Annotated in this window: 16 protein-coding genes; 13 read left to right on the forward strand and 3 right to left on the reverse strand. The window is 68.5% G+C overall.

The window, feature by feature from the left end; translation table 11 throughout:
• Positions 1–176: 176 nt before the first annotated feature.
• The 6 genes from MVA01S_RS00125 to MVA01S_RS00150 are packed head-to-tail and all read left to right on the forward strand — an operon-like array spanning position 177 to position 10,609.
• The gene (locus tag MVA01S_RS00125; protein WP_159426292.1) at positions 177–5,681 is read left to right on the forward strand and encodes an ATP-binding protein; all 5,505 of its coding nucleotides are present in this window, start codon (positions 177–179) and stop codon (positions 5,679–5,681) included.
• The gene (locus tag MVA01S_RS00130) at positions 5,674–6,909 is read left to right on the forward strand and encodes a beta-ketoacyl-[acyl-carrier-protein] synthase family protein (protein ID WP_003929757.1); all 1,236 of its coding nucleotides are present in this window, start codon (positions 5,674–5,676) and stop codon (positions 6,907–6,909) included. The genes MVA01S_RS00125 and MVA01S_RS00130 overlap by 8 nt, the downstream gene beginning before the upstream one ends.
• A 31-nt stretch (positions 6,910–6,940) precedes the next feature.
• Positions 6,941–7,678 carry an SDR family NAD(P)-dependent oxidoreductase gene (locus MVA01S_RS00135; protein WP_003929758.1) on the forward strand — a complete coding sequence of 246 codons (738 nt, stop codon included), beginning with the start codon at positions 6,941–6,943 and terminating at the stop codon, positions 7,676–7,678.
• Entirely contained in the window at positions 7,675–8,130 is a 456-nt protein-coding gene (locus tag MVA01S_RS00140; RefSeq protein ID WP_003929759.1) for a MaoC family dehydratase, read from the forward strand. Before MVA01S_RS00135 ends, MVA01S_RS00140 begins: the two co-directional genes overlap by 4 nt.
• The gene (locus MVA01S_RS00145; RefSeq protein ID WP_003929760.1) at positions 8,127–9,110 is read left to right on the forward strand and encodes an NADPH:quinone oxidoreductase family protein; all 984 of its coding nucleotides are present in this window, start codon (positions 8,127–8,129) and stop codon (positions 9,108–9,110) included. Before MVA01S_RS00140 ends, MVA01S_RS00145 begins: the two co-directional genes overlap by 4 nt.
• A gap of 56 nt (positions 9,111–9,166) precedes the next feature.
• A complete protein-coding gene (locus MVA01S_RS00150; RefSeq protein WP_040540837.1) occupies positions 9,167–10,609 on the forward strand; it encodes a short-chain fatty acyl-CoA regulator family protein in 1,443 nt (480 codons plus the stop codon).
• A 1-nt stretch (position 10,610) separates the two neighbouring features.
• Here MVA01S_RS00150 and MVA01S_RS00155 read toward each other — a convergent pair whose 3' ends face one another.
• The 3 genes from MVA01S_RS00155 to MVA01S_RS00165 all read right to left on the reverse strand — a co-directional run bounded on the left by MVA01S_RS00155 (position 10,611) and on the right by MVA01S_RS00165 (position 12,934).
• Positions 10,611–11,357 carry a FadR/GntR family transcriptional regulator gene (locus MVA01S_RS00155; RefSeq protein WP_003929762.1) on the reverse strand — a complete coding sequence of 249 codons (747 nt, stop codon included), beginning with the start codon at positions 11,355–11,357 and terminating at the stop codon, positions 10,611–10,613.
• Between the two features lie 97 nt (positions 11,358–11,454).
• On the reverse strand, positions 11,455–11,982 hold the full coding sequence (locus MVA01S_RS00160; protein WP_003929763.1) for a gamma carbonic anhydrase family protein: 528 nt from the start codon (positions 11,980–11,982) through the stop codon (positions 11,455–11,457).
• A 73-nt stretch (positions 11,983–12,055) separates the two neighbouring features.
• A complete protein-coding gene (locus MVA01S_RS00165) occupies positions 12,056–12,934 on the reverse strand; it encodes a formylglycine-generating enzyme family protein (protein ID WP_003929764.1) in 879 nt (292 codons plus the stop codon).
• A gap of 346 nt (positions 12,935–13,280) precedes the next feature.
• Between MVA01S_RS00165 and MVA01S_RS00170 the strand changes: the two genes are divergently transcribed.
• The 7 genes from MVA01S_RS00170 to MVA01S_RS00200 are packed head-to-tail and all read left to right on the forward strand — an operon-like array spanning position 13,281 to position 21,882.
• The gene (locus MVA01S_RS00170; RefSeq protein WP_051015249.1) at positions 13,281–13,604 is read left to right on the forward strand and encodes an L-rhamnose mutarotase; all 324 of its coding nucleotides are present in this window, start codon (positions 13,281–13,283) and stop codon (positions 13,602–13,604) included.
• Positions 13,605–13,617: 13 nt separating this feature from the next.
• Positions 13,618–14,937: an MFS transporter gene (locus tag MVA01S_RS00175; RefSeq protein ID WP_003929766.1), complete on the forward strand. Its 1,320-nt coding sequence runs from the start codon at positions 13,618–13,620 to the stop codon at positions 14,935–14,937.
• A gap of 5 nt (positions 14,938–14,942) precedes the next feature.
• Positions 14,943–16,100 carry an L-rhamnose isomerase gene (gene rhaI, locus MVA01S_RS00180; RefSeq protein WP_003929767.1) on the forward strand — a complete coding sequence of 386 codons (1,158 nt, stop codon included), beginning with the start codon at positions 14,943–14,945 and terminating at the stop codon, positions 16,098–16,100.
• A gap of 3 nt (positions 16,101–16,103) precedes the next feature.
• Positions 16,104–18,140: a bifunctional rhamnulose-1-phosphate aldolase/short-chain dehydrogenase gene (locus MVA01S_RS00185; RefSeq protein WP_003929768.1), complete on the forward strand. Its 2,037-nt coding sequence runs from the start codon at positions 16,104–16,106 to the stop codon at positions 18,138–18,140.
• Entirely contained in the window at positions 18,137–19,618 is a 1,482-nt protein-coding gene (locus MVA01S_RS00190; RefSeq protein ID WP_003929769.1) for a rhamnulokinase, read from the forward strand. The genes MVA01S_RS00185 and MVA01S_RS00190 overlap by 4 nt, the downstream gene beginning before the upstream one ends.
• The gene (locus tag MVA01S_RS00195) at positions 19,615–20,850 is read left to right on the forward strand and encodes an alpha-hydroxy acid oxidase (protein WP_003929770.1); all 1,236 of its coding nucleotides are present in this window, start codon (positions 19,615–19,617) and stop codon (positions 20,848–20,850) included. The genes MVA01S_RS00190 and MVA01S_RS00195 overlap by 4 nt, the downstream gene beginning before the upstream one ends.
• A 30-nt stretch (positions 20,851–20,880) precedes the next feature.
• Complete coding sequence (locus MVA01S_RS00200) at positions 20,881–21,882, forward strand: LacI family DNA-binding transcriptional regulator (protein ID WP_003929771.1); 1,002 nt, start codon at positions 20,881–20,883, stop codon at positions 21,880–21,882.
• Position 21,883 lies beyond the last annotated feature (1 nt).

A 21,883-nucleotide genomic window follows, 5' to 3' on the forward strand; every position in this document is an offset into this window, starting at 1 on the left:
TGGTACACGCCACACGCAATGAGCGCAAGTGCTTACCGACACATTGCCTCAAAATTGCCACATATCGAGTTAGCAAAGTTCGCAATTTGCAGTTTCAACGCTCTCAATACTTCGCAAGATGGCCTCCTTGCCGACCCGCCTGCGATCTTGCGAGGGTCGACGTCATGTTCCGAAAAGTGGCGATTGCCAACCGCGGCGAGGCGGCGATGCGATTCCTCAACGCCGCAGGCGAGTACCGGATCGAGCGCGATGTGCCGCTGGAAACCGTCGCGATCTACACCGACGCCGACGCCGACTCGTGGTTCGTGCGGGAGGCCGACCACGCTGTGAACCTCGGTCCGACCATGTCGGTCGATCCCGCCACCGGTGCGCGTCGACACACCTATCTCGACGTGACTGCATTGGAAGCCGCCCTGTCCGCCTGCGGCGCCGACGCGGTATGGCCGGGTTGGGGTTTCGTCGCCGAGAACCCCGATTTCGTCCGCATGTGCGAGCGGATCGGCGTCCGGTTCATCGGCCCGAGCGCCACCGCGATGGACCTGCTCGGCAGCAAGATCGCGGCCAAGACGGTGGCTGAGTCCGTCGACGTCCCCGTCGTGCCGTGGAGCCACGGCCCGGTCGACACCGCCGACGATGCGCTGAATCACGCACGGCGCATAGGCTTTCCGGTGGTGATCAAGGCCGCTGCGGGTGGTGGTGGCCGCGGTATCCGGGTGGTGGCCGACGAATCCGCGATACCGGACGCGTTCCACAGTGCCCGTGCGGAAGCCCAGTCGGCCTTCGGCGACCCGACGCTCTTCGTCGAGGCGCAGGTCCTCGGCGGCCGTCACCTCGAGGTCCAGGTGGCCGCCGACCACGCCGGGAATGTGTGGACGCTGGGCCTGCGCGACTGTAGCGTGCAACGCCGCCGCCAGAAGGTGCTGGAAGAGTCTGCCCCGGTCGACGTCGGCGACGAACTGAGGGCGACCATCCTCGACGCCGCCCGCCGACTTTGCCGCGCGGTCGAATACACCAACGTCGGCACCGTCGAGTTCCTGTTCCGCCCCGACACCGGCGACTTCTACTTCCTCGAGGTCAACACACGACTGCAGGTCGAGCACACCGTCACCGAGGCCGTCACCGGCGTGGATCTGGTGAAGCTGCAGCTTGACCTCGCACAGGGGCGCCCGCTCGTCGGAGAACCGCCCACGCCTCGCGGACACGCCGTCGAAGTCCGTCTGAACGCAGAGGATCCCCGGCGCGGCTTCGCCCCGGCGCCCGGGCGCGTCGTCGAACTCCGGACCCCCCAGGGCCCCTCGATCCGAACAGACTCGGGCGTGGTCGTCGGTGACAGCATCGCCGCCGAGTTCGACTCGATGATCGCGAAGGTCATCGCCTGGGGGCGGGACCGGCCTGAGGCACTGGCCCGGCTCCGTCGTTCACTGGCCCGGTCGACGGCGGTGATCGAGGGGGGAACCACCAACCGGCGGTTCCTCATGGCCTTGCTCGACAACGCCGACATCCGCGCGCGGCACGTCGACACCACCTGGCTCGATCGCGCCCTGGAAGCCGGTGTGCTGCTTGACTCACCGGACGCCGCGGCCGCGATGGTCATCGCCGCGGCCGAGGCCCACCGGCAGGACCGCGCCGACGCCCTCGACCAGTTCGTGGGCAAGGCGGTCCACGGCCGTCTCGACGACATCGACGACGCCACGGCACCCATCGATCTGGAGTACGAGGGTGGGCGCCGGTCATTCCGGGTGCTGCAGTACAGCCCCGCCGACCTTTCCGTCACCATCGACGGGGAGAGCGTCGTCGACGCCCGGTTCGAGGTACGGGGCACGCACGAACGCCGGCTCATCGTCACAGGCGAGCGAAGCGACGGGGTCGGCAGCACAGGCGAGCGAAGCGACGGGGTCGGCAGCAGCGGCGAGCGAAGCGACGGGGTGGAGTGGCCGGCAACGGTCGTCACGAGCGGACCGCTCATCACGGTCGAACTCGGGCACAGCGTCTACCGCATCATCCGTGGCCACGGCGGACTCATACGGGCCGAATCGCAATCCGTCGTCGCGAAGATGGCGGTCGAGGTCGGTCAGGAAGTCAAGCCCGGTGAGGTCCTGTTCATCTCCGAGGCGATGAAGATGGAATCGCCGGTCATGGCGTCGTTCCCCGGTCGGGTCACCGAGATCATCGCCGACACAGGCACGCTCGTCGGTGCGGGTGATCCGATCCTGCGCGTCGAGGCAGTCGACCACTCCCGCTCCGACGACGCGGATCGCCTGTCGTTCGCGGCGTTGGTGCGCGGCACCGGCACCGCCCCGGTGGCCGACGCCGACATCGTGACGCGGCTCGTCCTCGGCCAGGATCTCGGCGACGATGTGGTCAGCGCCGCACGACTGTCCTTCGACGAAGGTCTACGCGTGCTGCGGACCATCGCCGACCGGATGGCCCTGTTCGTCGACGCTCCGGCCGGCGACGGCAGCTCACACCAAGGTGCGCCGCACCTTTCGGTGCGCCCGGACCTGCTGCTGTTCGCCGTCCGCTCACCGGATCGGATCCACGACGTGGCCCCCGCCGAGTTCGTGGCCCGGCTCACCACGATGCTGCACCACTACGGCGTGGACCAGATCAGTCAGGGCCCGCACCTCACCGAGGCGCTCTACAGCATCTGGCGCGCCGAGTCCCGGCTCGACCGGGTGGCTGAGCTCGCCGCGACTCTTCTGCAGAACTGGCTGACGCTGGATCCCGACACCGTGCAATCCCCCGAATTGGTCGGTGTACTCGACGATCTGATCGCCTCGACGGAGGGCGCCCATCCGGCGGTCGCTGATCTCGGTCGCGCGGTGCGCCACCGACTGGTCGAGTACCCGGTCCTGACGGCATTGCGCGCCGACGACGACAGGACGGCCGAACGGCTGGTGGGCGCGGCCACACCGGAGTCGATGGCCGGCCTGCTGCGGCTCCCGGCCCCGCTCGACCGTTATCTCGTCGCGGCGATCGAGACCGGCGACGAGAAAGGCGCTTTCGCCCTGGAAGCACTGGTGCGTCGCACCCACCGGCACCGCGAGCTCGATGCTGTCACCCCCCTGGCCTGCCGGCCCGGCGTCATCGGTCTGCGGACGGCGCGGTTCGAGAACGGCGAATCGGTTGCAGTGGTCGCGGTTTCGGGCCGGTCGGCGGACCTGCGGGACATGCTCTCGGTGGCTGCCAACGCCGTCGGACAGTCCGACGGGGCCGTGGAGATCGAGTTGTTCCTGTCCGATGTTCCCGGTGCCGATGACCTCGACGCGCAGGTCGAGACCACACTGGCCGACCTCGCCGGCGCCGGGAGGGTGGCGGTGACGGCGACGTGGTGGCTGCCCGGCACGGGGCTCGAAGTCCGGTCGCAGCAGCACCGCACTCTCGTCGGCGCCGCGGGACGGTTCGCCGCCGGCGACCATCCCCCCGGTATGCACCCCGCCACGGCGGACAGGCTGGAACTGTGGCGGTTCGCGGAGTTCGACATCACCGTGCTCGACGCCCCCGAGGGGATCCATCTGCTGAAGGTCGTCGCCAAGGAGAACCGCATCGACGAGCGTCTGATCGCCATGCTGGAGGTTTTCGATCTCGATGGTCAGGCGAGCACGTATGCCCGGCTGAAAAGTCAACTCTCACAGTCCGCCATCGCGATCCGGCAGGCCAGGGTGGTGCTGCGTGACCCGTCGGCGTCCTTGAGCAACCGCATCGTGATCTATGCCGAACCCGTGTGGCCGATGTCGGACACGCAGCTGCAGGCGGTGATCGCGGATCTGCTTCCCCTCACCCGCGGCCTGGGTCTGGAGAAGGTGATCGGCAGTGTGCACACCGTGAACGAGGTCACGGGCGAACGCACCGACGAGGTCATCCACATCACGACCCCCCCGACGGTCGGCGTGATGATCGGGCGCACCAAGCCCTCGAAGAGCCGGATACGGCCCATGTCCGACTATCGGCGACGGGTGGTGGCCCTGCAGCGGCGTGGCCTGGTGTATCCGTACGAGATCGTCGAACTACTGGTCGGCACCGGTGCCACCCACACCGAGCTACCCACCGGCGAATTCGTCGAATACGACTTCGTGGCAGCACGGTTCGATGCAGTCGATCGGCCACGAGGACAGAACACCGCACGCGTCGTCACCGGTGTGATCGACAGCAGGCCCGATGGAGCGGATACCTCCATCAGACGGGTGCTGATCCTCAACGAGCCGAGTCGCGACCTGGCGTCGCTGGCGGAACCCGAGTGCCGACGCATGATCGCGGCCATGGACCTGGCTGCCGAACTCGGTGTCCCGGTCGAGTGGTACGCCGTATCGTCGGGCGCTCGGATCGCGATGGACAGCGGCACCGAGAACCTCGACTGGACGGCGGCGGTGCTGCGTCGCATCGTCGAGTTCACCCAGGCCGGGGGCGAGATCAACGTCGTCGTGGTCGGCGTCAACGTCGGCGCGCAATCGTACTTCGACGCCGAGGCCACCATGCTGATGCACACCTCGGGTGTGTTGATCATGGTGGGCCGAAGTGCCATGGTGCTCACCGGAAAACAGGCACTGGAGTTCTCCGGCGGTGTCGCGGCCGAGGACAATGCGGGCATCGGCGGGTATCGGCGCATCGCCGGACCCAATGGTCAGGCCCAGTTCTGGGTTCCCGATGTCGAGTCGGCGTGCGCACTGCTGTTCCGGCACTACGAGTCCTCCCAGTCGCACGGCGCTCAGAGGCCGACGACCGATCCGGCGGACCGTGACATCAGTTCGTCACCCCACCTGGGCGGCACCGGCTCCTTCGAGACGGTGGGCGACATCTTCTCCCAGCGTCACAACCCAGACCGGAAGCGTCCCTTCGATATCCGCTCGGTGATGTCGGCGGTGCGCGATCAGGACGCGCCGCCGCTGGAACGGTGGAAGGGTTGGCAGGACGCGGAGAACGTCGTCGCCTGGGACACCCGCCTCGGTGGTTTCGCGGTGTCGCTGGTCGGGGTCGAGTCGCGCAACCTGCGGCGTAGGCTGCCCAGGCCCGCCGATGGACCCGATTCGTGGACCGCCGGCACGCTCTTCCCGCAGTCGTCGAAGAAGCTGGCCCGAGTGATCAACGGCGCGAGTGGCCGGCGTCCGCTGGTCATCCTGGCGAACCTTTCGGGTTTCGACGGATCGCCGGAGTCGATGCGCAAGCTGCAACTGGAGTACGGCGCGGAGATCGGGCGCGCCATCGTCAACTTCCGGGGCCCGATCGTGTTCAGCGTGATTTCCCGGTATCACGGCGGCGCGTACGTGGTGTTCTCCAAATCGCTCAACCCCAATATGGAGGTTTCGGCGGTCGAGGGATCCCGTGCCTCGGTGATCGGCGGTGCCCCCGCCGCGGCCGTCGTCTTCACCCGCGAGGTACGCGCCCGGGTTCGGCAGGATCCCGACGTCATCCTGCTGGAGAAGCGGCTCGCCGACGCCGCACCCGGTGACCGCGCGCTGCTGCAGCACGAACTGCACCAGCTGACGAGCAAGCTCACCACCGAGGTCCAGACAGCCGTCGCCAGGGAGTTCGACGACATCCACACCGTCGAACGGGCACTGCGCGTCGGGTCGATCGACCACATCGTCACTCCCTCGGACCTGCGCCCCTATCTGATCGGGGCGGTAACCCGCGGACTCCGCAAGACCAACAGCCACACCTCAGAAGGGACACGCCATGCATAAAGTCGTCATCACCGGACGCGGGATCATCGCGCCGATGGGCCATTCGGTCACCGATTATCTGGATGCGTTGCGCAACAACATGTCAGGAATCGGTCGTATCTCCTGGCCGGGTGAATCGGAGAGCTTCTGGTTCGCACCCGTCCGGGACTTCGAGCCGACGCGGTGGATGAGTGAGACGGTGGCCGACGGCACCGATCCCTTCGCGCAGTGGGCGCTCGCGGCGGCCGAACAGGCCAAGCTGGACGCGGGTCTCGGCGATCTGGACCCGGACCGGACCGGCGTGGTGCACGGCACCAGCATGGGCGGCACCCGCTCACTGAGCGAGGCGCAGCGCGGCTACGAGCAGCATGGCGCCAAGGGCGTCGACCGCAAGACCATGATCCGCATCCTGCCCAACATGGCCGCGTCCCAACTGTGCATGAGGTACTCCCTGCACGGCCCGCTGCTGACGGTGACCACCGCGTGCGCCTCCTCCAACGACGCAATCGGCAACGCCGCCAGGCTGATCCGCTCCGGCGAGGCGGACGTCGTGCTGACCGGCGGCACCGAGGCCGTGACCCTCGGCGACGGCGACTTCGCCCCGGCGTGGTACTTCGCCCAGGCCGCCTACGGGATGATCACGCCGAGCGACGACCCCAACCGCACCCTCACCCCGTTCGACAGGGACCGCACCGGCATCGTGATCGGCGACGGCAGTGCGATGTTCGTCATCGAGAGCGAGGAGCATGCACGCGAACGCGGCGCCCGCATCCTGGCCGAGATCGTCGGCTACGCCTCGCTGGCCGACGGCCCGCACCCGTCGGCTCCGGAGCCGAACGGAACCTGGGAGGCGCTGGTGATGCGCAAGGCGCTGGCTAATGCCGGACTGGAGCCCACGGACGTGGACGCCGTGTACGCCCACGCCACCGGGACCGCCAAGGGTGACACCGCCGAGATCCGGGCGATCAACGCCGTGCACGGCGGCCGGAACCTGCCGGTCACCGGCATCAAGGGGCACACCGGCCACACCGGCGCGGCCTCCGGGGCGATGAGCGCCGTCGCGGCGCTGGAGACCTTCGAGTCCGGCATGCTGCCGAATGCGTTCGGGACCGACGTCGTCGACCCCGAAGCGGACTTCCGGGTGATCACCGAGAAGCCGGCGCAGGTGGAAGCCGAAGTGATCCAGATCAATTCGTTCGGGTTCGGCGGCCAGAACGCGTCGCTGATCCTGCGCAGGCCGTCTTCCTGACCACCCCCACACACACGAAAGGTACTTCTTCATGGGCAACGTGCAGTACGACTTCACCGGAAGATCCGTCATCGTCACGGGCGCCGCGCGCGGCATCGGGTTCGAGCTCGGTTCGTTCTTCGCCAACGCGGGTGCACAGACCTACATGGTCGACAACGACGCCGACGAACTCAAGGACGCGGCCAAGCGGGCCGGCGGCGTCGCCGTGGTCGCGGACGTCGGCAGCACCGCTGACGTGGACGCCGCCGTCGCTGCGGTCGTCGAGGACAGCGGCAAGGTCGACGTCGTGGTGAACAACGCAGGGGTGTTGCGCGACAGGGTCGTCTGGAAGCTGACCGACGACGACTGGGAGGAGGTGCTGAATGTCCACGCGGGCGGCACGTTCCGGTTCACCCGCGCCTGCGTCCCGCACTTCCGCGAGCGTTCGTTCGGCCGGATCATCAACATCACCTCCTACACCGGTCTGCGCGGCAATCCCGGCCAGTCGAACTACGGCACCGCCAAGGCGGGCATCATCGGGTTCACCAAGACCGCCGCCAAGGAACTGGCCCGGTTCGGTATCACCGTGAACGCGATCGCGCCGAACGCCGAAACCCGGATGGTCGCCTCCATTCCCCCGGACAAGAAGGCCGAGATGGCCGCGGCGATTCCGATGGGCCGCTTCGCCCAGCCGAGCGAGATGTGTCCGGCCATCGGCTTCCTCGCGTCCGAGGAAGCCGGATTCATCACCGGCACAGTGCTGGCCGTCGACGGCGGGATGTCGATGTGAGCGGACTGACCATCGCCTCGCTGACCGAACAGAAGGATCTCGATCTGGGGCGCAGCCACTGGATGGAGATCGACCAGAAGCGCATCGACGTCTTCGCCGAGATCACCGAGGACCCGCAGTGGATCCACGTCGATCCGGTGCGCGCCGCCGACGGCCCGTTCGGCACCACCATCGCCCACGGCTACCTGACGATGTCGCTGATCGCCCCGGTGCTCAACGAGCTGTTCCTGGTCGATGACGCTGTCGCGTCGATCAACTACGGCGCCAACAAGATCCGCTTCCCGGCGTTCGTCCCGTCCGGCGCCCGGCTGCGTGGCCATCTCGTCCTGCTCGGGGCCGAGGCGGTCACCGGCGGAGTGCAGGCCTCGCTACGGGTCACGATGGAGATCGAGGGCGGCGAGAAGCCTGCCTGTGTGGCGGACATCCTCATCCGGTTGCGAGGTGCCGAATGAGGGCATTTCGGCTGCACTCCTACGACGGGCCGTCGGGCCTGCGTCTCGACGAGGTCCCCGACCCCGCCGGCGACGCAGAGACCGCGGTCGTCGACGTCCGCGCCATCGGGATCAACTTCCCCGATCTGCTGCTCACCAAGGGCCAGTACCAGCGCAAGCCGGACACCCCCTTCACCCCGGGCTGTGAAGTCGCGGGCGTCATCCGGTGGGCCCCGGAGGGGTCCGGCTGGTCGCCCGGTGACCGGGTGATGGCCTTCATCTGGGACGGCGCGTACGCCGAGTCCGTGGCGGTGCCGGTGCGCTCACTGGTCGCGATCCCCGACGACATGGGGTTCGACGTCGCCGCGGGCCTGGTGGTCAACCACCACACGGTGCATTTCGCACTGGCCCGGCGCGGGCACCTACAGGCCGGGGAGAGCGTGCTGGTGATGGGCGCCGGCGGCGGTATCGGCAGCGCGGCGGTGCAGGTCGCCAAGGGGCTGGGGGCGCGGGTGATCGCCGGGGTGAGCGCCGGCGAGGCCGGCAAGAGTCAGGTCACCGTGGCCGAGGAGTCCGGCGCCGACGACGTCATCGTCCTGGAGAAGGGCTTCGCCGCACAGGTCCGCGCCCTCACCGGCGGCGAGGGCGTCGACGTGATCCTTGACCCGCTCGGCGACTGGCTGTTCGACGAGGGCGTTCGGGCCCTGGCCTCGGAGGGCCGGATTCTGGTCGTCGGCTTCGCCGCGGGTGACATCGCGTCGCTGCGGACCAATCGCCTGCTGCTGCGCAACGTGTCGGCGGTCGGTGTGGCCTGGGGGGCGACGCTGGACAAGGATCCCGCGTTGCTGGCGTGGGGGGCCGAGGCGTTGCACCGGATGTACGCCGACGGGAGCGTCCGTCCTCAGATCGGACAGCGTTTCTCGTTCGACGAGATTCCGGTGGCCCTGGACAAGCTCGACGCCCACGGAATCCGCGGCAAGGCCATCGTCGAGCTGACCTGATCCGCGGTTGCGAAATCTGCTAATTCTGGCCCTCGCAGTGGGGCTAGGCTGACGTGGTGGACAAGGTATTCGCCGGCATTCGACTCCGGAGACTGCGTGAGGAACGCGGCCTCAGCCAGGTCGAGCTTGCGCGAATCCTTGCCATCTCGTCGAGCTATCTGAACCAGATCGAGCACGACGCCCGGCCGATGACCGTCACCGTGCTGGTGCGGTTGACCGAGGTGTTCGGCATCGACCCCGCGTTCTTCGCCCCGCGCGACACCGCCCGTCAGCTCGCGGAGTTGCGCGAAGCGCTGCCCGAGGTCGCGCCGGGAGTGCCCCACCCCACCTCGGACCTGCAGCAGCTGGCGACGTCGATGCCGGAGGTGGCCGATGCCGTGATCGGGCTGTACCGCAGGTACCGGGACGCGATGGTCCAACTGGAGGCGCTGACGGACTCGCGCTCCGAGGGCCCGTCGTCGATGCCCCATGAGCATGTCCGGGACTTCTTCTACCGGCATCAGAACTACGTGGACGTGATCGACCGGCAGGCCGAAGACCTCGCGGCCGAGATCGCCAAGCTGGGTGGTGAACGCACCGGCAGCCTGCGGGCGTTCCTTGAGCAACGGCACGGCATCAGAGTCGTTCCCGGCCGGCAGGAACGCGACGGTGACCTGTACACGTTCGACGCTTCCCGAGGGGTCCTGACGCTGGCCGCGGATCTGCGCGAAGGGCAGCAGGCGTTCCGGATGGCCACGCAGATCGCGTTGCTGGACGCCTCGTCGACGCTGGATCAGGTCCTCGACGCCGAAACCTGGCCGGACGAGACGACGCGAGATCTGGCCCGGCTCGGGTTGGCCCACCACTTCGCCAGCGCGCTGATCCTGCCGTATACGACGTTCCACACCGCGGCCGAGCGGTTCCGCTATGACGTGGAAATGCTGTCGGAGCACTTCGAGGTCAGCTACGAGACCATCGCCCACCGGCTCAGCACGCTGCAGCGTCCGGGACTGCGGGGGGTGCCGTTCATCCTGGTCCGCGTCGACAAAGCCGGGAACATCTCGAAACGCCAGTCCGCCACCGGATTTCACTTCTCCCACACGGGCGGGACCTGCCCACTCTGGAACGTCTACGACGCGTTCGCCACGCCCGGGAAGGTCGACGTCCAGATCGCGGAGATGCCGGACGGACAGCGCTACCTCTGGGTCGCGCGCACCGTGATCCGCCGCCGCGGCGGCCACGGCACCACGGCAAAGACCTTCGTGGTGGGACTCGGCTGCGAACTCCGCCAGGCCGGGCGGCTGGTGTACAGCAAGGGACTGGACCTGGTCGACCCCGACGTCGTCCCGATCGGACCGGGGTGCCGGACCTGCGATCGCCAGCGGTGCCCGCAGCGCGCGACACCACCGATCGGCAGGCAATTGTCGGTGGACGCCACCCGCGGGCGCTTTGTGCCCTACCCGCTGACGTTCCCTGGGCGTCCCGGCCAGCATGTCGAAAACAGTTCGGCGACTGGGTAGTTCATCCCATCTGAGTGGACGTGCCGAGTCCGAGGACATGGTAGAAGCCCATGATGTGCTTGGTGACGAGCTCGGCCGCGCCATCGCCGTCTCCGGCTGCTATCGCATCGAGGATGAGCTGATGCTCGTCGGTGACCGCGCTCATCGTGCCGGCAGGATCGTCGAGGTTCTCGAAGCCGGCCACCATGGCCTGCCGCATCGCCTCGCGCATGGCGGCCATCATCGCCGCCGCAAGACCGTTGCCGGACATCTGGGCGATGCCGACATGGAATGCGGTGTCGAGATCGTTGTACTCGGCCACGGTGTGCGGTCCGCGCATCTGTGTGACGAGCCTGCGCAATTCATTCAGATGGTCGCCCTCGACGACCCCGGCGGCCTTGTGGCAGGTCAACCGTTCCAGCATCAGCCGCGTCTCGATCATGTCGTCCTGGGTGAAGGACGCGAGTTGCAGGTGGATGCGCAGGACCATGCCCATGCCGACAGTGCTGTCCTTGACGATCCGCGACCCGGAGGTCGGCCCGGATCCCGTCCCGGCTTCGACGACCCCGATCGCCTCGAGGATGCGCAACGCCTCCCGCACCGCGCCACGGCTCACCCCCAGCGCCTCGGCGAACTGCCGCTCCGGCGGTAACCGATCCCCTGCCTTGAGCTTGCCGCTGTTGAGCCGATTCTCGATCTCGGCGACCACCTGCTCGTGGGTGCGCAGCCGAGGGAGCGGCTGCCACTGGGATGACGTTGTGTCCGACACGTGCCCCCTCCACCCCAGGTCGCGGAAATCGCTAGTGCCTTACTGTACCGACCACAGCGTGGTTCGCCCGGGTCTGGCAACGCTCGATGTCAGGCGGTCAGCCCGAGGTCGCGTCGCGGTGGACGCCCAAGAGGTACTCGTAGGCCGGCGCGTTCACACTGTTGGCCTCGATCTCCTCGGGCGTGAGTTCCCTGCGCACCTTGGCCGGCACACCCACCACCATCGACCGCGGCGGGATGACCATCCGCTGCGGCACGACCGCCCCCGGCGCGATGAGCGACTGCGCGCCGACGGTCGCCCCGTTGCCGATGACCGCCCCGATGCCGATCAGGCAGTCGTCCTCGACGGTGCAGCCGTGCAGAACCGCGTTGTGCCCGATGGTGACTCGCGCACCGATCTTGACGGGGAAGCCCGGATCCGTGTGGATCGTGACGCTGTCTTGCACATTGGAGCCCGGCCCCACCTCGATCGGATCGAACTCTGCCCGCAGCGTCGCCGAGTACCACACGCTGGCATTGGCACCGAGTGAGACGTTTCCGACGACTACCGCATTCGGCGCCACCCAGGAAGTGGCGTCCAACTTCGGCGTTCTGCCCGGCAGGGCGATGATCAGCGGCTCGGCCATGCGCCGATTGTGCCGAACGACATGAATGCATCCCCATCTGGGTTGCCGATCTCGACTCCGGGTGCCCCGCTGGTCAGGCGATGCAGCGGAACCCGATGTGCGTGGTGGCACTGTCCTGCGACTGGGACGAGCGGGCGGCGGGCCGGTAGCGGTGGCAGTATTCCGGCGCACACAGATGTGACCCGCCTTTGAGCGCCTGATGCACCGTCGGGTCGCCCGCCGGCGGGGGCGTCGGGCAGCACCCTTGGGCGGGTTGATCGAGTCGATGGTGCCGGGTGTACGGGGTGGTGGTCCACTCCCACACATTGCCGATCATGTCGAGGAGCCCAAACCCGTTGGGCGGGAAGGCGCCCACCGGGGATGTGCCGCTCCAGCCGAGCGCGCCCTCGTTGCGGTACGGGAAGCGGCCCTGCCAGGTGTTGGCCATCAACTGCCCGTCGGGGCGCACGTCGTCGCCCCACGCGTAGGCCGCGGTCGTGCCGGCGCGCGCGGCGTACTCCCACTGCGCCTCGCTCGGCAGCCGGCGTCCCGCCCAGCGCGCATACGCCGCCGCATCCGGGTAGGCGACCTGCACCACAGGATGATCGAGCCGGTCCTCCAGCGATGAGGCCGGCCCGAACGGGTGCCGCCAGCAGGCGCCGGGAACCCATGTCCACCACTGCCGCCAGTCGCGCAGATCCACCGGACCCGGTGTGGGCCGGAACACCAGCGCGCCGGGAACCAGGTCCGCCGGGGGAACACCGGGAAAGTCCGCGGGGTCGAGTTCGCGCTCGGCGACGGTGACATAGCCGGTGTCGGAGACGAATTCGGCGAACTGCGCATTGGTGACCGGATGACGCTCAATGGCGAACGGCGCCACCGAAACCGTGTGCACCGGCGCCTCTTCGGGATAGAAATCGACCGACCCCATGCGGAACGAGCCACCGGGCAGCTCGACCAGTTCAGTAAACACCCAGCAAGGCTAGGCGCTCGGTGCACGACCTCAGCCGGATCGGTGAAGGGTCCTGAGGCTGGGCGCCGGGGTGCACGTCTCTTTTTCTGCGCGTCAACAACTGTTGACGCGTCATCACATGATGACGCGCAGAAAAAGCGAAGTGGTCACCGGAGCCGGCATCGCTTCGTCGACGACGCGCCTGCCGCCGCGGCGCGCACCCACGTGTGCCCGGAGGTGCCCGACGAGCCTATTGACGCCCCACATCCGCTGTCGTACTGTATCGGCCATCACAATTTGAAACGTTTCATTACGCAATCGGCGGGGAGGCGCAGTGGCGGACACCGTGCAACGCGTGTGTTTCGTGATGTACCTCAAACCCGACCGGGTCGAGGACTACCTAACCGTCCACCACCACGTGTGGCCGGAAATGCTCGACGCCCTGCGCGCCAGCGGCTGGCGGAACTATTCACTGTTCCTCCGGCCCGAGGACGGCATGGTGGTCGGCTATCTGGAGACCGACGACTTCGCGCGTGCCTCTGCGCAGATGGCAGAAACCGCGGTCAACGAACGTTGGCAGACACAGATGTCCCAGTACTTCCAGCCCGCGGCCTCCGGCCCGGCAGGCGCTGACGGCGCCAACCCCGACACCGTCCGACACCAGCTCACCCAGTACTTCCACCTCCCCTGAACCGAGGAAGCCCATGAAGATCGGAGCTCGCTCCACCACCGGTTGGCGCGCCACCATCGCGGTCGCGATGTCCAACTACATCGAGGCCGGCTCGATCATCGCGATCGCAACCAGCCTCGGGTTCTGGCAGCACGAGTTCGGCATCAGCAACTTCGCCGTCGGACTGCTCGCCGCGCTGAGCGCCAACGCGTTCGGTGCCGCGATCGGCGCCATCCTCGGCGGCCCGCTCTGCGACCGGTACGGCCGCAAAGCCATCTACACCTACGACCTGCTGGTCTACATGGCCGGCGTACTGCTGGCCGCGTGCGCGGCCAACTACACGATGCTGCTCGCGGCGTTCGTCGTCACCGGCATCGCGGTCGGCGCCGGCGTACCCGCCTCCTGGACCTACATCGCCGAGCAGGCGCCGTCCGTCGAGCGGGCCAAGCACGTCGGCACCGCCCAGCTGGCCTGGTCGGTCGGTCCGTTCATCGGCTTCGCGCTGGCCGCCGCGCTGGCGCCGCTGGAGCTGCTCGGCTCGCGACTGATCTTCCTCCACCTGTTCGTCGTCGCCGGCATCGTGTGGTGGATCCGGCAGGGCCTCCCGGAATCGCAGATCTGGCAGGACGAAGCGGTCAACGAGAGCCGCGAGCTCTCCTCCCGGGTGGGTGACCGGGGCCTGCGCGGCCTGTTCTCCAAGAAGGTCAACATCACCGCACTGCTGTTCCTCGGCGGCATCTACCTGTTCTGGAACACCGTGGCCGGCCAGGCCGGCATCTTCATGCCCCGCGTCTACGACACGGCCGGCCTGCACAGCCCGGTGCAGCAGAACCTGTTGCAGGTACTGGTGTGGGGATGCACCGTCGCCGCAACGTATTTCGGATTCATGCGGTACGCCGACCGGGTGTCCCAGCGGCTGCTCTACGTGTTCGGCGCCGCCTTGGGCATCGTCGGCTGGATCGTGCTGGTGGCCCTCACCGACAACGGCATCAGCACCATGCTGATCTTCGCAATCCTGTGGGGTGTGTCGGCGGGCATCGGCTGCCAGGCCTTCTACAGCCTCTGGGCCAGCGAACTGTTCGCCACGCCGTACCGCGCCAGCGCCCAGGGCACGATGTTCTTCGTCGTGCGCACCGCCACCGGACTGCTCAGCTACTTCTTCCCCACCATGCTCGCCGTGATCGGGCTGACCGCGGTCGGCGTGCTGCTGGTCGGGCTGCTCACCGTCGCGCTGATCATCGGCGCCGTCTGGGCCCCGCAGACCCAGGGCAAGACGTTGCAGCAGATCGAGACCGAACGCTACGGCGCACCCGTGAGTCCGTCGGCGTCCACGCCGTCCACCTCGAACGTCTGAGGATCATGAACTTCACCGACACCGTCCTGGACAACCTCGACATCGAACTCCCCTCTTGGGCTTTCGGCAACTCCGGCACCCGGTTCAAAGTCTTCGGCACACCCGGGACACCGCGGGACATCCGGGAGAAGATCGCCGACGCCGCACAGGTGCACCGCCTCACCGGCCTGGCCTCGACGGTGGCCCTGCACATTCCGTGGGATCGGGTCGACGACTACACCTCGCTGTCGCGCTACGCGCAGGATCTCGGCGTGCGACTGGGCACCGTCAACTCCAACACCTTTCAGGACGACGCCTACAAGTTCGGCAGCCTCACCCACACCGACAAGACCGTGCGGCAGAAGGCCATTGACCATCATCTCGACTGCATCGAGGTGATGAACCAGACCGGATCCCGCGACCTGAAGATCTGGCTGGCCGACGGCACCAACTATCCCGGCCAGGGTGACATCCGCGCCCGGCAGGACCGGCTCGCCGAATCGCTGGCCGCGATCTACCAGCACATCGGCGAGAGCCAGCGACTCGTGTTGGAGTACAAGTTCTTCGAACCCGCGATGTACATGACCGACGTGCCCGACTGGGGCACCTCTTACGTGCACGTCTGCGCACTCGGTGAGCGCGCGATGGTCTGCCTGGACACCGGTCACCACGCGCCGGGCACCAACATCGAGTTCATCGTCGCGCAGCTGCTGCGCCTGAACAGGCTGGGCTCGTTCGACTTCAACTCGCGGTTCTACGCCGACGACGACCTGATCGTCGGGGCAGCCGATCCGTTCCAGTTGTTCCGCATCATGTTCGAGGTGATCCGCGGCGGCGCTCTCGATCAGAACTCGGCGGTCGCACTGATGCTCGACCAGTGCCACAACGTCGAGGACAAGATCCCCGGCCAGATCCGCTCGGTGCTCAACGTCCAGGAGATGACCGCCAGGGCACTGCTCGTCGACACGGACGCGCTGCGCCGCGCACAGGACGACGGAGACGTGCTGGCCGCCAACGCCGTTCTGATGGACGCGTTCTACACCGACGTCCGGCCCGCGCTGGCCGGGTGGCGCGCGGAACGCGGGCTGCCGGAAGACCCGATCGCGGCGTTGCGGGACAGCGGCTACCAGCAACGCATCAACGCCGAGCGCGTCGGCGGCACTCAATCCTCCTGGGGAGCATGACATATGGTCAACGACACGGTCGCCGAACTCATTTCCCGGTCCAACCGGCTCGGCAAGGACCCGAAGAACACCAACTACGCCGGCGGCAACACCTCGGCCAAGGGCACCGGCACCGACCCGGTCACCGGCGAGGACGTCGACCTGCTGTGGGTCAAAGGGTCCGGCGGCGACCTGGGGACGCTGACCGAGCAGGGGCTGGCCGTGCTGCGGCTGGACCGGTTGCGCGCGCTGGCCGGCGTCTACCCCGGAGTCGACCGCGAGGACGAGATGGTCGCCGCGTTCGACTACTGCCTGCACGGCAAGGGCGGCGCGGCCCCGTCGATCGACACCGCGATGCACGGACTGGTCGACGCCGCCCACGTCGACCACCTGCACCCCGACTCCGGCATCGCGATCGCGACAGCCGCCGACGGAGAGTCCCTGACGCAGAAGATCTTCGGTGACCGGGTGGTGTGGGTGCCGTGGCGGCGGCCCGGCTTCCAGCTGGGTCTGGACATCGCCGAGATCAAGCGCCGTAATCCGCGGGCCATCGGGTGCATCCTGGGCGGACACGGCATCACCGCGTGGGGCGAGACTTCCGAGGAGGCCGAGGCGCACTCGCTGGAGATCATCAAGAGCGCCGCCGAGTTCATCGCCACCACCGGCAAGGATCAGCCGTTCGGGCCGCCGTTGCCCGGCTATGCGGCGCTGCCCGACGACGAGCGGCGCGCCAAGGCCGCCGCCCTGGCCCCGTTCCTGCGCGGCCTGGCCAGCACGGACCGTCCGCAGGTCGGCCACTTCACCGACACTGCAGCGGTATTGGAGTTTCTGGAAGCCACCGAACATCCGCGGCTGGCCGCGCTGGGCACCAGCTGTCCGGACCACTTCCTGCGCACCAAGGTCAAGCCGCTGGTGCTGGACCTGCCCGCCGACGCCACCGTCGAGGAGTGCAAGAGAAGCCTCATCGAACTGCACAGGCAGTACCGCGAGGACTACCGCGCCTACTACGAACGCCATGCGAGCGCCGACAGCCCGGCCATGCGCGGCGCCGATCCGGCGATCGTGCTGATCCCCGGGGTCGGCATGTTCAGCTACGGCAAGGACAAGCAGACCGCGCGGGTGGCCGGCGAGTTCTACCTCAACGCGATCAACGTGATGCGCGGCGCCGAGGCGGTCTCCACCTACTCGCCGATCGACGAGTCGGAGAAGTTCCGCATCGAGTACTGGGCACTGGAAGAGGCCAAGCTCGCGCGGATGCCCAAGCCCAAGCCGTTGGCCACCCGGATCGCACTGGTCACCGGCGCTGCGTCGGGGATCGGCAAGGCCATCGCCACCCGGCTGGCCGCCGAGGGCGCCTGCGTGGTGATCGCCGACCTCGACGCCGGGAAGGCGCAAGCGGCAGCCGAGCAGATCGGCACCAGCGACGTGGCCATCGGGATCGCCGCCGATGTGACCGACGAGGCCGCGGTCCAGGCCGCGGTCGACGCCACGGTGCTCGCGTTCGGCGGCATCGACATCGTGGTCAACAACGCCGGCCTGTCGCTGTCGAAGTCCCTGCTGGACACCACCGTCGACGACTGGGATCTCCAGCACAACGTGATGGCGCGCGGCTCGTTCCTGGTGTCCAAGGCGGCGGCCCGAGCGCTCATCGACCAGAAGCTCGGCGGCGACATCATCTACATCTCGTCGAAGAACTCGGTGTTCGCCGGCCCCAACAACATCGCCTACGCGGCGACGAAAGCCGATCAGGCGCATCAGGTCCGGCTGCTGGCCGCCGAGCTGGGTGCGCACGGGGTGAAGGTCAACGGGATCAATCCCGACGGCGTGGTCCGCGGGTCGGGCATCTTCGCCGGCGGTTGGGGCGCGCAGCGGGCCGCGGTGTACGGCGTGGCCGAGGAGGACCTCGGCGCGTTCTACGCCCAGCGCACACTGCTCAAGCGCGAGGTGCTGCCCGAGCACATCGCGAATGCCGCGTTCGCGCTGTGCACATCGGACTTCTCGCACACCACCGGGCTGCACGTACCGGTCGACGCCGGGGTCGCCGCGGCCTTTCTGCGATGAGTTCGGCGCAGTTCGCCGCCGTCGACCTCGGCGCCACCAGCGGCCGGGTCATGCTCGCCGACATCAGCCGCCACCATATCGAGCTGGCGCAGGTGAGGCGCTTCCCGAACGATCCTGTGTATCTGTGGAACGGGCGCCGCACCGCGATGCACTGGGACGTCCCTGCGCTGTTCCAGCAGGTCTGCGGCGGGTTGCGCGAGGCCGCGCGCGTCTCGGGAAACCTGGTCGCCGTCGCGGTGGACTCGTGGGCCGTCGACTACGCGCTGCTGCGGGACGGGGCCCTGCTCGGCTTGCCGTACCACTACCGCGACGCCCGCTGCCAGACGGGCGTCGACGACGTCCACGCCCGGATCGACCCGCAAGATCTGTACCAGCGCAACGGTTTACAGTTCCTGCCGTTCACCACGCTGTATCAGCTCGCCGCGGAACGGCGCGGTGACCTGTTGACGCTGGCCGAGCGCGCGCTGCTGATCCCCGACCTGATCGGGTATTGGCTGACCGGACGCGAGGTCACCGAACGCACCAACGCCTCGACCACCGGACTGCTGCACACCGACGGATCCTGGGACGACGACCTGTGCGAGGTGCTCGACCTGCCGCCCGGACTGTTTCCCGCGCTTGTCGACCCGGGCACCCCGTTGGGCCCGGTGTTGCCCGACCTCGCCGATTCCCTGGGGTTCTCCTCGGGAACCTCGGTGACCACGACCGCCTCGCACGACACGGCCTCGGCCGTGGCTGCGGTCCCGATGGACCCCAGCTCGGCGGCCTACATCTCCTGCGGCACTTGGGCTCTGGTCGGCGTGGAGCTGCCCGGTCCGGTGCTCGGCGAGGCGGGCCGGGACGCGAACTTCACCAACGAGGTGGGGGCCGACGGCCGGATCCGGTACCTGCACAACGTGATGGGTCTGTGGCTGCTCAGCGAGACCCTCCGCCAGTTCGAGCGCGACGGCTATCGGGCCGACCTGTCCGAGCTGCTCGCCCAGGCCGCCGAGGTGCCGTCCCGCTTCGACGTCTTCGACACCACCGACGCGCGGTTCGCCGCCTCCGGCGACATGCCGGCCCGGATCCGCCAGTGGTACGACGAGCGCGGGTTGCGGGTTCCGGTGGCCAGGCCCGAGCTGGTCCGGGTGATCGTGGAGAGCCTGGCGGTCGCGTTCGCCGACGGGGTCCGGCAGGCCGCCGAGTTGTCCGGGGTTCCCGTGCGGACGGTACACATCGTCGGCGGCGGCTCGCAGAACCGGCTGCTGTGCCAGCTCACCGCCGACCGGCTCGGGCTACCGGTGCTGGCAGGCCCGGTGGAGGCTACCGCGATCGGAAACGTGCTGGTCACTGCCCGTGCGCACGATGCGGTTTGCGGGGGTCTGGAAGAATTGCGGCGCAAGGTGGCCACCAGCTTCCCCGCACAACGCTACGTCCCCCGCGCGTCCCGGATCTCGGTCGGCTTCGCACCGGTGGGGGCGCGAAAGGTAGTCCGATGAAACGTCGTGTTCCCCGCGTCCGGGACCTCGCCCCGCTGATGCAGTTCAAGAAGCCCGAGTTCGATGCGACGAAACGCCGGCTGGACAAGGCGCTCACCATCGAGGACCTGCGCGCCATCGCCAAGCGCCGCACCCCCAAGGCCGCGTTCGACTACACCGACGGTTCCGCCGAGGCCGAACTGTCCATCGCGCGGGCCCGTCAGGCATTCCAGGACATCGAGTTCCACCCGTCGATCCTGCGCGACGTGTCCAAGGTCGACACCAGCTGCACCATCCTGGGCGGCCGGTCGGAGCTGCCGTTCGGCATCGCGCCCACCGGCTTCACCCGGATGATGCAGACCGAGGGCGAGTACGCCGGCGCCCACGCCGCTGCCCGGGCCGGCATCCCGTTCTCCCTGTCCACCATGGGCACCGCGTCCATCGAGGATGTGCAGGCCGCGAACCCCCATGGCCGCAACTGGTTTCAGCTCTACATGTGGAAGGACCGGGACCGCTCGATGGCGCTCGTCGAGCGCGCCGCGGCGGCGGGCTTCGACACGCTGCTGGTGACCGTCGACGTGCCGGTCGCCGGGGCGCGGCTGCGTGACAAGCGCAACGGCATGTCGATCCCGCCCGCGCTGACCGCCAAGACCGTGCTCAACGCGATCCCGCGGCCGCAGTGGTGGATCGACTTCCTGACCACCGAACCGCTGGCGTTCGCGTCGCTGGACCGCTGGTCGGGCACCGTCGCCGAGCTGCTGGACACGATGTTCGACCCGACGGTCACGTTCGAGGACCTGGCCTGGATCAAATCGCAGTGGCCGGGCAAGCTGGTGGTCAAGGGCATCCAGACGGTGGACGACGCGGTCGCGGTCACCGACCTCGGCGTGGACGGCCTGGTGTTGTCCAATCACGGTGGCCGGCAACTGGATCGGGCGCCGATCCCGTTCCACCTGCTGCCGGATGTCGCGGCGGCGGTGGGTGAGCGCACCGAGATCATCCTCGACACCGGCATCATGTCCGGCGCCGACATCGTGGCCTCGGTCGCGCTGGGGGCCCGCTTCACCCTGGTCGGCCGGGCCTACCTGTACGGCCTGATGGCCGGCGGTGAGGCCGGTGTGGACCGGGCCATCGCGATCCTCGCCGAGCAGGTCAGCCGCACGATGCGGCTGCTCGGGGTCAACTCGCTGGACCAGCTGGAACCCGGGCACGTCACGCAGTTCGAACGGCTGGTCCCCCGTACCCGACCCTGACCCGCGGGCCCGGTCTGGTGTGATGGGCACATGGCCGTGAGCATGCGGGACGTCGCCACCGCGGCGTCGGTATCGCTGGGCACCGTCTCCAACGTGCTGAACTCGCCGGAGAAGGTCTCGCCCGCCACGGTCGCGCGGGTGCACGCCGCGATCGACCAACTCGGCTTCGTGCGCAACGACGCGGCACGGCAGCTGCGTGCGGGCCGGTCGCGCTGCGTGGGGCTGGTGGTGCTCGACATCGGCAACCCGTTCTTCACCGACATCGCTCGCGCGGCCGAGCGCCAGGCCGCCCAGCACCAGCTCACGGTGCTGCTGGGCACCTCCGACGGCGACGAGTCCCGGGAACGGGCCTATGTCGACGTCTTCACCGAGCAGCGGGTCTTCGGGCTGATGGTGTCGCCGTTGGGCGAGGATCTGGACCGGCTTGCCGTGCTGCGCCACAGGGGCACCCCGGTGGTGCTGGTCGACCGGGACGGCACCGGCACGGACTTCGATTCCGTCGCGGTCGACGACGTGGCCGGGGGCCGGCTCGCGACGCGCCACCTGCTCGACACCGGCCGGCGACGCATCGCGTTCGTCGGCGGCCCGCTGGGTTTGCGGCAGGTCGCCGACCGGCTGCGCGGCGCCCGGCAGGCGGTCGACGAGGTGTCCGGCGCGCAGCTGGAGATCATCGAGACGCCGGCGCTGGGCGTGCTGGACGGACGCGCCGTCGGCGAACAGCTGCACCGGCGCGCGGCGGCCGACCGCCCCGACGGGGTGTTCTGCGCCAATGACCTGGTGGCCATCGGGGTGCTGCAGGCGCTCACCCTGCTCGGCGCCCTGCGGGTGCCCGACGACATCGCGTTGATCGGCTACGACGACATCGACTTCGCCCGGGCGTCGATGGTGCCGCTGTCGTCGATCCGCCAGCCGACCGCGCTGATCGGGGCCACCGCCGTCGACCTGCTGATGGCGGCGGCTGGGTCGGCCGAACGCGCCCCCGAGCATCCGGTGTTCGCACCGGAACTCGTGGTGCGCCAGAGCACCGGCTGAA

The sequence above is a fragment of the Mycolicibacterium vaccae NBRC 14118 = CIP 105934 genome, assembly GCF_001552715.1.
Lineage (GTDB): Bacteria > Actinomycetota > Actinomycetes > Mycobacteriales > Mycobacteriaceae > Mycobacterium > Mycobacterium vaccae.

What these genes read in the sequence shown, in the direction of transcription:
- MVA01S_RS00175 (WP_003929766.1), top strand. Translation starts at nt 13,618, where the DNA reads ATGAAGATCGGAGCTCGCTCCACCACCGGTTGGCGCGCCACCATCGCG.
- MVA01S_RS00130 (WP_003929757.1), top strand. Translation starts at nt 5,674, where the DNA reads ATGCATAAAGTCGTCATCACCGGACGCGGGATCATCGCGCCGATGGGC.
- MVA01S_RS00185 (WP_003929768.1), top strand. Translation starts at nt 16,104, where the DNA reads ATGGTCAACGACACGGTCGCCGAACTCATTTCCCGGTCCAACCGGCTC.
- MVA01S_RS00145 (WP_003929760.1), top strand. Translation starts at nt 8,127, where the DNA reads ATGAGGGCATTTCGGCTGCACTCCTACGACGGGCCGTCGGGCCTGCGT.
- MVA01S_RS00170 (WP_051015249.1), top strand. Translation starts at nt 13,281, where the DNA reads ATGTACCTCAAACCCGACCGGGTCGAGGACTACCTAACCGTCCACCAC.
- MVA01S_RS00135 (WP_003929758.1), top strand. Translation starts at nt 6,941, where the DNA reads ATGGGCAACGTGCAGTACGACTTCACCGGAAGATCCGTCATCGTCACG.
- rhaI (WP_003929767.1), top strand. Translation starts at nt 14,943, where the DNA reads ATGAACTTCACCGACACCGTCCTGGACAACCTCGACATCGAACTCCCC.
- MVA01S_RS00190 (WP_003929769.1), top strand. Translation starts at nt 18,137, where the DNA reads ATGAGTTCGGCGCAGTTCGCCGCCGTCGACCTCGGCGCCACCAGCGGC.
- MVA01S_RS00160 (WP_003929763.1), bottom strand. Translation starts at nt 11,982, where the DNA reads ATGGCCGAGCCGCTGATCATCGCCCTGCCGGGCAGAACGCCGAAGTTG.
- MVA01S_RS00195 (WP_003929770.1), top strand. Translation starts at nt 19,615, where the DNA reads ATGAAACGTCGTGTTCCCCGCGTCCGGGACCTCGCCCCGCTGATGCAG.
- MVA01S_RS00200 (WP_003929771.1), top strand. Translation starts at nt 20,881, where the DNA reads ATGGCCGTGAGCATGCGGGACGTCGCCACCGCGGCGTCGGTATCGCTG.